The sequence below is a fragment of the Dyadobacter koreensis genome (assembly GCF_900108855.1).
GTDB classification, from domain to species: Bacteria; Bacteroidota; Bacteroidia; order Cytophagales; family Spirosomataceae; genus Dyadobacter; species Dyadobacter koreensis.
In genome coordinates, this window is the sequence record NZ_FNXY01000004.1 from 453768 (window position 1) to 466263 (window position 12496).

A 12496-nucleotide genomic window follows, 5' to 3' on the forward strand; every position below is an offset into this window, starting at 1 on the left:
TCAAGGGATCACGCGCAATGTGTGTGCTCCTTTTCCAACACTCACTTTGGCTCCCTGTTTTTTCAAAGCCGGCGCGTCTCCTTTTGTAACCGTCCAGAATTCTACGCCTCCTGTTCCGTTACCATAATCAAGATATTCGTAAACCGAAACGGCAAGATTCGATCCATCCTTATCAAAAGCGACACTCTGAGGATAAACACCTTCGAACGGATAATCAGAAACTTTGGTCAGAGCGCCGTCTGCTGCAAGTTTGAATAAGCTCAACGACGCACCAGTCGCTGCTCCTGCTTCCGTCCATGGGCTGCCACTTTTTGCAGCGTTCACCGTAACGAGTGAAGCTCCATCCGGACTTATTGCAAATGAGCCAGTGTTCACACCGATAGCAGTTTTGCTTGCGATTTTGTGCTCCACAGCCCCATCCATTGAAAAGTCTACTACAAATAATTCCCCTTCACCGGCACCTTTACCAGCTTCACCCTTTGAATCCACGACAAAATAGTGTTTCCCATCAGGTGAAAATTTCCCGAAACCAGGTTCTGTACCAACTGCAATTGGCTTACCAACCAACTCAACGTTTTTCAATTTTCCTGCTTCACGCAAAACTTTGTACAAACCGACTTCGTGAGTTTTGCCAAGCGTAAATGCGATATAATCGCCTGAAGGATGCCAGGTAACATCGACAATTTTATTAGTTGAATCGATACCAGAAGGTAAATTCAAAAATCTTGCAGGTTTTCCATCCGGAGCAGATTCTATAAAAACAAGATCTTTACCAGCCTGACGTGTAGAAATGATCAATTCATTCTTATTGATATCAATCGCAGTCGGGTATTTACCAACCGGAAAACCAAACTTCGCTTTTGGCGATGCCAGGTTTGCGATATCTACAACAAAAAGTTTTTCGCCAGCAGGAAACTCCAAAGCCGCATCTTTATATTCCGCTACTCCGTCGTCAGGACGCAAGCGACTTTCAAGTACATAAGCCAGCCCTCCAGTTGCAGGAACTGCCATTGTTTTCCCCGATCCGAGCGCTGAGTTTGAAACCAACGCATTGCCTACCGACTTGCTTCTCTCTATCGGGAATTTAATTGATGTTAAAACATCTTTTGCTGTGTTGTCTCTTAATAGCTTCCCATCAACTACCGCAGAGGCTGACATATCAGCATCGGAAACAACCACAAGGCCTCTCGCGTTAAAATTAATAGGCGATTGAGCAACTGCAGGAACCGCTCCCAAAGCTGCCAAACCGGCAAATAATGCGACTTTTTTCATAGAAAAAGAAAGTTTTAGATAATTGATTTTTAATAAAACATAAACAGCTTATTATTAAAAGAAACCTTGCGAACCTGTTTGCAGGCATTACAAGGTTTCGTTTAACAGATCGCAATATAGACTATAAAAGATTTAATCTACAAGATTTACTTGCTGACTACCCCGTTTTTTGAATCAAACCGACGGTTTCCTCTAATTAATCAAAAAATTCTAGAAATATTTTTAGTCTTAACCACAGACTCAAACAGCAGCATAACAGAAAACCCCGACAGTAAACTATCGGGGCAAATATCTTAGTAAAAAAGCTGCTTATGCTGCTACCGCTAACGAATTAACCAATTTAGCTAATTTCGATTTTTGGTTAGATGCTTTTTTCTTATGGATAATGTTTTTCTTTGCCAAACGGTCCAACATAGAAGAAACAGTTTTGTAAACTTCTATCGCAACAGTTTTGTCAGTCGTTTCACGCAATTTTTTCACGTAAGAACGAGTTGTTTTGTGTTGGTAACGATTACGCAAACGTTTCGTTTCGTTGGCACGAATTCTTTTTAATGCTGATTTATGATTTGCCATTGTATAATGATGATATTTTTCAATTCTTAGAATCGGTCTGCAAAAATAGGCATACGATATTAGAAACGCAACTTTAGCAAGAAATATATTTCAATAAACCCTATTTTCTATTTGACTAAACGTTGGACATCAGAGGACAGGTATTCTGCAACGCGCGTTTCAAGTTCTGACACGGGTATATTGCTCAAGAGTTCGCCTTCCACAGCAAGCGAGATTTTACCAGTCTGTTCTGAAATCACAATTACCACAGCGTCAGTCGCTTCACTCATTCCCATCGCAGCGCGGTGACGAAAACCGAGAGAAGAAGGAACGTCGACACCGTCAGCAACGGGCAATACACAACGCGCAGCTTTGAGGCGCCCGTCAACGATCACGACTGCCCCATCATGAAGTTCACTGTATTGATTAAAAAGCGAAACGATCAATGGCTTCGATACTCTCGCATCCAGTAATTCACCCGTTTCGATAAATTTACCGAGATCGTCCCGTTTGTTAACGACAATCAAAGCGCCATTAAAGTTAGAGGCGATGGTCTTGCTGGCGTCAATTATTTCCTTGAGATTTTTGTTTTTGAGATCAAGTACCGTATTTCCCAGGATCTTTTTCAGGAATTCATTATTCGTATAAATCGTCGATTTCCCAATAATAAGAAGAAAGCGTCGAATCTCCTGCTGAAAAATCACGATCAGTGCAACCGCACCGACGCCCATAAAATATTGAAGAATGGCTGTCAATAAACCAAGCCCAAGACCTTTGACAACGAGGTAAAAGACATAAACGAATAAATACCCTAAAAAAACTCTGCTCGCTATGCTGCCCCGGACAAGGAAATAAATCTGATAAAGAAGAATCGATACCAAAAAAACATCCAGAATATCAGTCCAGTTAACATTCAAAAAACCAACACGCATAAGAAACTCAATATTATTTCGCGACTAATTTACTATTTTTTCATTGATACCGCTAGTAGCCATCCACAGTTTTACAGCCTCTACGGCAGGTTTTACATCATGAACACGCAAAATTGAGGCACCTTGCTGTAAGGAAATTGTATTCAAAATTGTTGTTCCGTTCAGAGCATCAGCCGCAGTTATTTTTAAGGTATTGTAAATCATACCTTTTCGCGAAATTCCGACGAGCAACGGACAACCTAATTTGTGAAATTCAGACAAATTTTTCATCAGGGAAAAATTCTGAGGAATTGTTTTAGCAAAACCGAAACCCGGATCAATAATGATATCAGGAACTCCAGCTTCGCGCAAACGAATCAGCTTTTCCTGTAATTCATGTATAATCCTTGGTACTAGCAAATCATAATCCGTCAGCTTGCTCATCGTCTGGGGCGTGCCCCGCATATGCATTAATATATAAGGTGTGCCTAGTTCTGCAACCGTTTCGAACATTTCATCATCTAAAATACCGCCTGAAACGTCATTGATAATATGCGCCCCGTTTAAAACTGACTCTCTTGCCACTTTTGAACGAAAGGTATCAACAGAAATTATAAGTTCGGGAAAATACTTATTCAAGTGCGCAATCACCGGAACCACACGTTCGGTTTCCTCTTCAATCCCAACTTCCTTTGCTCCTGGTCGTGTGGAATAACCGCCGACATCCAACATCGACGCGCCGTCTTCCAGCATTTTTCCTGCCTTATCCGTCACCTCATCCATGGATTCTGTCCGGCTGGCGGAATAGAATGAATCCGGTGTTATATTTAAAATCCCCATCACCTGGGGAACAGAAAGATCCACTAACCGTCCCTGAATTTTGATCGTTTTTTTACTAACTTGCGCCATATAATAGCAATGATATTAGAATAAAAAGCGTGTTTTTCTCAATTAATGACAGACGGCCGAGTCGTTATCTCGAATATCTCCGGCCAGAACTTCAACTTAATTTCAGAGCTGCCATCCAATATTATTACTGTACGTTTTAAGAATTAATTTAAGCCAAACACATTAAGTACGCGTGAAATCGACCGAAGCGGAATATCAGGAAATCATTCAGCATTGCCAAGATCTTTTTACAAAAAAAAATAAAGATTACGGAACTTCATGGCGCATTTTGCGCATTCCTTCGATAACGGACCAGATTTTTATCAAGGCTCAGCGAATCCGGACTATACAGGAAAAAGGTGTCCAGAAAGTGAACGATGATATTGCAGGAGAATTTATTGGGATCATCAACTACTGTGTAATGGCATTGATCCAGATTGAGCTTGGAGCTGATAAAAGTGATATCAATGCAGATGTGCTTACACAGTTTTACAACACGCAGGTGAGCGCCGTCAAGGAACTGCTTTTTGACAAAAATCATGACTACGGCGAAGCATGGAGAGATATGCGTGTGAGTTCAATGACTGATATTATCCTGATGAAGCTGTTACGAATCAAGCAAATTGAAGATAATTCAGGATTTACACTAGTCTCCGAAGGAGTAAAATCGGGCTATCAGGACATTATTAATTATTCCGTGTTTTGTCTGATCAAATCAAACGGTCTTCAAACAAACTAATCGTACAGTTGCCTAACAAAATTGTTTCAAATGAAAATTCTTGCGCACATTTCCCGGGTTATTGTAGGGCTGTTATTTATCTTTTCAGGATTAATAAAACTAAACGATCCTGTTGGTACCCAATATAAACTTGAAGAATATTTTGAGGTTTTCGCAACAGATTTTTCCGCTTTTCAGCATTTTTTCGAGGCTCTTATCCCTTTCGCATTATACTTTTCCGTCTTTCTTTGCGCAGCAGAAGTTGTCTTGGGCATAGCACTACTAGTCGGATATAAGCCAAAAACAATCTCCTGGCTTTTACTGCTAATCATCGTGTTCTTCACGTTCCTCACGTTTTACTCCGCCTATTTCAACAAAGTAACAGACTGTGGTTGTTTTGGTGCAGCAATCAAATTAACTCCGTGGACCTCTTTTGGAAAAGACATATTCTTGTTAATTCTGATATTAATTATTATTTATAAGCGGAAAATTTTCAAATCGCAGCCCACAGGTTTTATCGTTGCACTGTCAACTTTGGCATCTTTAGGGATGGCTGTGTATTCGTTGAGACATCTTCCGATATTTGACCTTCTGGCATACCGCGTCGGAGCAAATATTCCTGCGCAGATGAAGCCTTCTGAACCTTTGCAATACAAGTATATTTTCACAAAAGACGGCAAGGAACTGGAATTTGAACAATATCCGACCGACACCACGATGGTATTTAAGGATATGATCGTGATGAACGAAGACGCAAAACCGACCATTACCGATTTCAGGGTGTGGAATGACGAGGGCGATTTTACGGAAGAAACTTTTAAAGGTAAAAAGCTATTTCTTATCATCAAAAACCTGACAGATATCAATACTGCCGCTTTTCCAGATATTCAAAAACTTGTTAATGCCGTTAAAAAACAAGGAGTTGAGCCGATAGTGCTGACGTCTGCAAGTAGCGAAGAAATCACAAAATTCCTTACACAACACCAGCTTACTTTACCTTTCTATTATGTGGATGCGACGGTTCTGAAAACAATATCGCGTTCCAACCCGGGTTTGTGGTTGTTGAAAGATGGGACGGTCAAAGGAAAATGGCATTACAACGACACCCCGACAGCGGAGGAAGTTTTGGAAGATGTGGCCAAATAATATCAATAGAAGAATTTGTAATACAATTAATGAAAAACATATTTCTAATCGGGCTTCCCTCTTCCGGAAAGTCTACTTTGGGGAAAAAGCTTGCGCGTATTCTTGATTATCGTTTTGTTGATATGGATAAACTGATCGAAAAAGATCAGCATATGACCATTCATGAGATTTTCACTCAAAAGGGTGAACCATATTTCAGAGAGGTCGAAAGCCGTATTTTAAAAAACACAATTGAAAACCGGCGTGTGGTAATTGCGACTGGAGGTGGCGCTCCCTGTTTTTTTGACAATATGGATTTTATAAAAAAAAACGGAATCAGTATTTTCCTGGATGTGCATCACGTTGAACTTGCCAAACGCATTCAGAATCACGGAAAAGATGATCGTCCGTTATTATCCGGTGCTGCTTCTCTTGAAAAAGAATTAGAGCAAAAATACCAGCAACGGCTCCCCTACTACTCGCAGGCGGATTATACAATCTCCGGAGATAGTGAAGCCAGTCAACTGGCGGCTATAGTTAGGCCATTATTATAACATAATTATATATAAGTGGTCGTGAATAAGCAAATTCATGACTGTCCAAATAGTATTCCCAATAAAAGCATTCCTTTAATTTTCGCAGGTAAATGTTAAGTACATCTAACAGCTCCTTAACAATTCTGACTCTGCGATCCCATAATTCTAATTCCATCCGTAGCACTGCCACACAATCTCTCGGTCTTTTAAATTAAAGACGTTAATATTTGGCATTTAACCAACTATCTTTGCTGCTAAGATAATTAGACAGCAAGATATCTATGGATGAAAAATTAACCGACAAGCTCCGAAAGCTTAGCCAACAATATGCCTTTTCGTCTATCCAGATGCATGAAGCCGTTGCCAGAAAAGCCTCACTCTCCGGCACAGACCATAAATATCTTGGCTTTTTGATCGAGAAAGGTCAGATGACAGCCGGCGAACTGTCTGTTTTGACAGGATTAACGACAGGTGCTGTGACTGGTTTGATCGACAGATTTGAAAAAAGGAATCTGGTTAAAAGAAAGTTTGCAAATGAAGATCGACGGAAGGTATTAATTGAGCCGAATACGGAAAATATCATGGCTTTATTGGTACCGCTCTATGCCGAATTTCGGAACAAGACTGAAATTCTTTTGTCGTCGTTTTCAGAGGAAGAAAGAAAGACTCTTGAAACATATTTTCAGTCGGCAATCGAGATTATGAATGATTCAGCGAAAAACATCAACTCCAACTTATAGTATTCCATTTTTAATAGTGATTTAGATGATAAACTATGTAGTAGATTTTCAAAAAATCAGAAAAGAGGATTCAGAAACAGTTGGTGGCAAAGGTGCCAACCTGGGTGAGCTTTCAAGAATAACAGGCATAGCAATTCCGGAAGGATTCTGTATCACAACCAAAGCATATAAAGAAGTTACCGGGAAAAGCCGAAAATTTAATGTATTGCTGGATTATCTATCGAATTTAAATAGCAAGAACAAAAAAGAGATTTTTGAAACGTGTGCAAAAATCAGAAGGGTAATCGAAGAACTCACAATTCCAGCAGCCATTGAACGTGAGATCTTGTTTAATCTTGAACGCTGGGGTGATCAAACTTCATTTGCGATACGGTCCAGTGCAACGGCCGAAGATTTACCGGATGCATCTTTCGCCGGACAACAAGATACATATCTTAATATTTACGGAAAAAAAGAAATACTGAAGCACATAGGCAGATGCTGGGCGTCCTTGTATACAGACCGGGCGGTTATCTACCGTTTACAAAATGGATTTGATAACCGCAACGTCTATTTATCCGTTGTCATTCAAAAAATGATTTTTTCAGAAGTTTCTGGGATCTCATTTACAGCCGACCCGATTGCCGGAAACCGGAAAATACTTTCTATCGACGCAAGTTTTGGACTTGGCGAAGCATTAGTTTCCGGACTCGTGAGTGCAGATAATTATAAAGTTCTTGAAGGCCGGATTATTGATAAAAAAATTGCGAATAAAAAAATTGTCGTTCTTCCGGCAAAAAAAGGTGGTACCGAAGAGCGGGAGATTAAAACCAATCTACAAAATGTTCAGACGCTTACTGACGAAGAAATTATCGAACTGGAACGCCTGGGACGTAAGATTGAGAATCATTTTGGCCAACCCCAGGATATTGAATGGTGTTTGGTGAGTCATGAATTTTATTTTGTTCAAAGTCGGCCGATTTCAACGCTGTTTCCAATTCCGGAAACCGACGACGCTGAAAATCACGTATATGTCTCGGTCGGTCATCAGCAAATGATGACCGATGCAATGAAGCCGTTAGGACTTTCCTTTTTTCTTTTGACAACTCCCGCCCCCATGCGCACGGCCGGAGGTAGGTTATTTGTCGATATAAGCAATATGCTGAGTACTTCCGCTGGCAGGCAAAGACTCTTAGACACATTGGGAAAGTCAGATCCGCTGGTCAGAGATGCACTCAGGACAATTATCAAACGCGAGAATTTTATTCGGTTGTTGGCCGCTGATTCTCATATTAAAAATGATGACATAAAATCTCGACCGAAACTGCCGGAAGTATCCCGGATCAATCCTTCGATTGTTGCCAGCTTAATAAATAAATCCCAAACGTCGATCAAAGAATTAGAACAAAATATAGAAACTAAGTCGGGAACGCTGTTAACCGATTTCATTCTGGAAGATATTCAACGCTTAAAACAAATTCTGTTCGACCCGCAAAGCCATCAGGTAATTATGGCCGCAATCGAAGCATCATCATGGCTAAACGAAAAAATGTATGAATGGCTTGGCGAGAAGAACGCGGCAGATATACTTTCTCAGTCCGTGCATAACAACATTACATCAGAAATGGGACTTGCTCTTTTGGATGTTGCAGACATAATTCGTCCACATCCGGAAGTAATAGAATATCTAAGGTTCACGAAAAATGATTGTTTAACAGACACACTGATACATCTCGAAGGCGGACAGGAAAGCCTTAATGCAATAGAAGATTTTCTGGTGAAATACGGAATGAGATGCGCCGGCGAAATCGATATTACGAGATCGCGTTGGAGTGAAAAACCAACTACAATTTTTGCGACAATCCTTAGTAATATAAAAAACTTTCAAGCGGGTGCCAGTAATCAGAAATTTGAAATTGGACGCCAGGAGGCCTTAAAAAAAGAAAAAGAATTGCTGGATCGGTTGCGCTATTTACCTGATGGGGAGAACAAGGTCCGGGAGACCATCCGACAGATCGGTATTCTTCGTAATTTCATCGGCTATCGGGAATATCCAAAGTATGGATTGATATGTCGCTATTTTGTATACAAACAAGCTTTATTGAGAGAAGCAGAGCATCTGTTTAATACGAATATCATTTACGATAAAGAAGACATATACTACTTGACGTTTCATGAACTCCATGAACTTTTTCTTACAAAAAAAATCGATTATTTGACGGTTAACAAGCGAAAAATTGAATACCAAAGATTTAAGAAACTTTCTCCACCTCGCATGATCACATCAGAAGGCGAAATTATTTCAGGTGAATATGAATTGGAAAATTTACCATCGGGCGCACTTGCGGGTTTCGCTGTCTCTGCTGGTATCATAGAAGGACGTGCCCGTGTTATTTTTAATATTGAAGATGCCGACCTGGCTGATGGCGATATTTTGGTTACCACTTTTACTGATCCGAGTTGGACTCCTTTATTTGTCTCAATTAAAGGTCTTGTTACAGAAGTTGGCGGGTTAATGACTCATGGCGCAGTCATTGCGAGAGAATATGGTTTACCAGCTGTTGTAGGTGTCGAGTTTGCTACCAAATTAATCAGGGACGGTCAGAAAATCCGTGTAAATGGAACGGACGGATTTATTGAAATTCTGCAATAGCAGATATGCGGATCACTTTGTAAATCCTTAGGGAGCTAAAATTTTAAAAACCGTAAAAAAAGCAGAGACCTCAGCTCTGCTTTTTTTCATGCGCGTTTATTTTCAGAAGAATGTGCCAATCGATAATACAACGTTCACAGTATTATTATTGATTTTCGCAGAAGCATAGTCCGCTGCGTTGTTCAAAACATAAGGAGTGTAAATCGTTTTGAAAGCATTGTAGGTTCCGGAAATATCCGCAAAAAAACGACTGTTACGCACACCAGCACCCAATGAAAATAACAACTTATCCCGTTTGATATCGTCAGAATCGAACTTATATGGGTCTGATAAATAGGCCAGACCTAGTCGTCCCCTCCATATTCCGGCTCGATATTCCCCTCCTAACCTTGCATTGACTGCACCTTTGTAGGTATCTTTAATTTCATCTTTATAGTCGTCGCGGAACGCATTGTTATCAGCACTTGAAGAGTAGAATTTTGTCCGGACACGCATTCCTCCGTAACCAATATATTCAAGGGAGCCCGTTAGAAATCCTTTGTTCGAAAGAAAAACTGTCGCCCCTACCGATCCCCGCAATGGACTGGTGATCGAATATTCGAAATCATTTGGAGCTACTGGAATATAATCTTCCAACGGCCCTGCCTCATTTCCATTGTCGTCGCGGATAGATCCTCTGATATAATCCGCCTGCAAACTTTGCGTAAACGTTTCTTTTATTGCTGTAAATGATGGTGAAGTAAGTGCCCCTCCAAACTGCAGCGTTGGCGAAACCTTGTAGATTATACCAAAAGTAGCATTTATCCCATTCCCTGAAACTGACAATTCTTCATTCTGCGTTGCGCTCCTGAACACAGTAGGGTTATTAAAGGTGTCTGTAAACGAGTGCGCGTAATCATATTTGATCCTGGTAAAACCGATCGATCCTCCGACATATAACTTATCGTCGTAGTTCCCGGCATAAGCAACAGTCCATTGTGTATTCCCACCCTTTGAATCGAACACTCCCGACTGGTTGGAAGAACTATTTCGGTCGTCCCTACCATAGGGTGGACCTGCATTGGATGTTGGATAGATATACTGCATGCCATAATATGCCGCTGCCTCGGAGTAAGCCAGGGGCAGTTCAGTAGACGTACCGGGCAAATAATCCTGCTGAAGTGTAGATTGTGCAAGGTTCGCATTGTTGGCGTTGTCTACAACCTTGTCTACATATGCGCTCCTGTTATTTAAGCCCGAATAACTAAATCTATTCTGAAAAGATTGCTGACGTGAATAGGAAATACCCAATGACGATCTTTTCCATTTTCTCTGAAAACTTGGCTGACTGGTTATAACCAAAGATGCCTGAGCAATATTGAAATTAGATTTACTGTCTGAGGTCGAATTGTCAATGTAGGTTGATTTGGTTCCAAAATTAGTAACGGATGGACTAAAACTCACTTCCGATCTGGAGTAAAAGCCAAGGCCGGCCGGATTACCGCTTATCGAGCTGGCGTCTCCGCCGAGAGAAGCGTGGTTCCCACCTATACCCTGAAAGCGAGCACTACCTGTTTGATTAATTTCTGAATATCTGAATGCATCTGACGCATATTGCGCAAAAGCAGGAAGCGAAATCGTTATGCTGCAAAATAATCCAATCCATATTCCGGTTTTCGTCATGGCGCGAGTAGAGTTTTTTAATTATATACTGGTTACTAAACGAAGACCCTGCAAAAATATGACATTTTGCAGGGTCTATTTACATTGTTAATCTATAAAAATCATTCCTGATTTATCAACGTGGACCTCGTGAAGAAGAACGGCCGCCGCCACCTCCGCTGCTAGGAGCGCTGTAACTTGGAGCGCTGTAAGATCTTGCAGGCGCACTGTACGTGTTATTACTTCTCGAAGGCGCACTGTAATCATTGTTGTAACTTCTTGTAGGCGCCTGATATGTTTGCGTACTTCTTGAAGGAGCCGAATAGTTCGACTGACTTCTCGATGGTGCACTGTAAGAGTCGTTGCTGTATGTTCTGGAAGACCGGGGTGTGTAAGTATTCGAATTATTTGAATAATTACTTCCCGAGGATTGACGTGGACGAGAATAATAGGTATTGCCACCATCACTGGAATTACTTCCTCTCGAATAAGTTCTTGCATTAGAATTGCCTGTCGCATCTGTTACTCCACGGCCACTATTTGAATAAGTCCGTGCATTTGTTCTAGGCGCAGTATAGTCACCGGAAGTTCTCGAATTACTACGTCCAACGGAATTTGACGAACGAGGCGTATTAACAAAGCTGGAATTATAGCGGTCAGAAGATCTTACACTATTATCAGACACACGGTTTCCATATGTTCTGGCGTAACCTCTTCTCTCTGTATTGTTGTTTACTATAATAACAGGTGCACTATATGCCCATGGATTATATCCGTAACCATATCCGCCGTATCCGTAGCCACCATACCCAAACGCATCGTATCCATAAAGACCAGATCCGTATCCATACCCGCCGTAAAACGGATCATATCCAAATGGACTATATCCATACATCGAATAAGGAGAGTAACCAAAGCCACCCATTCCGTAACCCATGCCATATCCCATCGCAATGGATGGTCTCATTCTAAACATGCTACCGAAGCCGAAACCAAGACCCAGGCTAAAACCACTTCCTCCAAAATATGGATTAAATGCTGAATATGGACTGAACCCGTAAGCACCGGAAAGCCGGGTTGCCTGATTGAAACCATCAGTGAAACCTGCATTATATCCAACATTATCGTTCAGATTACGCTGAACGCCTCTTGCAGAAAGATACGAATCATCATAGTAATCAGCATTTCCAGCTAACTGCTCTTCATCTGAACCCTGATAATCCGGATTGTTCGAACGAGACAACTCTTCCTGTGCACGTCTGTCTCTAACACGTGAATCTCTTGAAACTACTCCCGAATTCGGATTCCCTCCGTAGAGGTCATCATATCCTCCCTGAGATGCATACTGGTTATTGGTACAAGCACCAACACCAAACAGCAGCATCACTGAAAGATATTTTAAATTATTCATGCTCCCCATGGCTCTTAGTTGTTTATAATGTTGTTTCTAATATATATAAATTTTATACCAGACGCTAATA

The 12496-nt window shown here is 41.0% G+C and carries 11 protein-coding genes; 5 read left to right on the forward strand and 6 right to left on the reverse strand.

The window, feature by feature from the left end; translation table 11 throughout:
- The 4 genes from BMY70_RS14200 to folP all read right to left on the reverse strand — a co-directional run bounded on the left by BMY70_RS14200 (position 1) and on the right by folP (position 3644).
- Positions 1-1272, reverse strand: a complete 1272-nt coding sequence (locus tag BMY70_RS14200; RefSeq protein WP_090335879.1) for a lactonase family protein — start codon at positions 1270-1272, stop codon at positions 1-3.
- A 309-nt stretch (positions 1273-1581) separates the two neighbouring features.
- Positions 1582-1845: a 30S ribosomal protein S20 gene (rpsT, locus tag BMY70_RS14205; protein WP_090335882.1), complete on the reverse strand. Its 264-nt coding sequence runs from the start codon at positions 1843-1845 to the stop codon at positions 1582-1584.
- Between the two features lie 107 nt (positions 1846-1952).
- Positions 1953-2756 (reverse strand): diadenylate cyclase CdaA, encoded by an 804-nt coding sequence (cdaA, locus tag BMY70_RS14210; protein ID WP_090335885.1) that lies wholly within the window; start codon positions 2754-2756, stop codon positions 1953-1955.
- Positions 2757-2780: 24 nt separating this feature from the next.
- Positions 2781-3644: a dihydropteroate synthase gene (folP, locus tag BMY70_RS14215; RefSeq protein ID WP_090335888.1), complete on the reverse strand. Its 864-nt coding sequence runs from the start codon at positions 3642-3644 to the stop codon at positions 2781-2783.
- 172 nt (positions 3645-3816) lie between these two features.
- Between folP and BMY70_RS14220 the strand changes: the two genes are divergently transcribed.
- The 5 genes from BMY70_RS14220 to ppsA all read left to right on the forward strand — a co-directional run bounded on the left by BMY70_RS14220 (position 3817) and on the right by ppsA (position 9374).
- Positions 3817-4362, forward strand: a complete 546-nt coding sequence (locus BMY70_RS14220; RefSeq protein WP_090335890.1) for a DUF1599 domain-containing protein — start codon at positions 3817-3819, stop codon at positions 4360-4362.
- 30 nt (positions 4363-4392) lie between these two features.
- A complete protein-coding gene (locus BMY70_RS14225; RefSeq protein WP_090335893.1) occupies positions 4393-5487 on the forward strand; it encodes a BT_3928 family protein in 1095 nt (364 codons plus the stop codon).
- 29 nt (positions 5488-5516) lie between these two features.
- On the forward strand, positions 5517-6020 hold the full coding sequence (locus tag BMY70_RS14230) for a shikimate kinase (protein WP_090335897.1): 504 nt from the start codon (positions 5517-5519) through the stop codon (positions 6018-6020).
- Between the two features lie 263 nt (positions 6021-6283).
- A complete protein-coding gene (locus BMY70_RS14235) occupies positions 6284-6742 on the forward strand; it encodes a MarR family winged helix-turn-helix transcriptional regulator (RefSeq protein WP_090335900.1) in 459 nt (152 codons plus the stop codon).
- Between the two features lie 25 nt (positions 6743-6767).
- A complete protein-coding gene (gene ppsA, locus BMY70_RS14240) occupies positions 6768-9374 on the forward strand; it encodes a phosphoenolpyruvate synthase (protein WP_090335902.1) in 2607 nt (868 codons plus the stop codon).
- Between the two features lie 102 nt (positions 9375-9476).
- Here the strand turns inward: ppsA and BMY70_RS14245 are convergent, their stop codons facing one another.
- Positions 9477-11036: a hypothetical protein gene (locus BMY70_RS14245; protein ID WP_090335905.1), complete on the reverse strand. Its 1560-nt coding sequence runs from the start codon at positions 11034-11036 to the stop codon at positions 9477-9479.
- A 115-nt stretch (positions 11037-11151) separates the two neighbouring features.
- Positions 11152-12426, reverse strand: coding sequence for a hypothetical protein (locus BMY70_RS14250; RefSeq protein ID WP_177197022.1), 1275 nt, complete (start codon positions 12424-12426; stop codon positions 11152-11154).
- Positions 12427-12496: the final 70 nt, after the last annotated feature.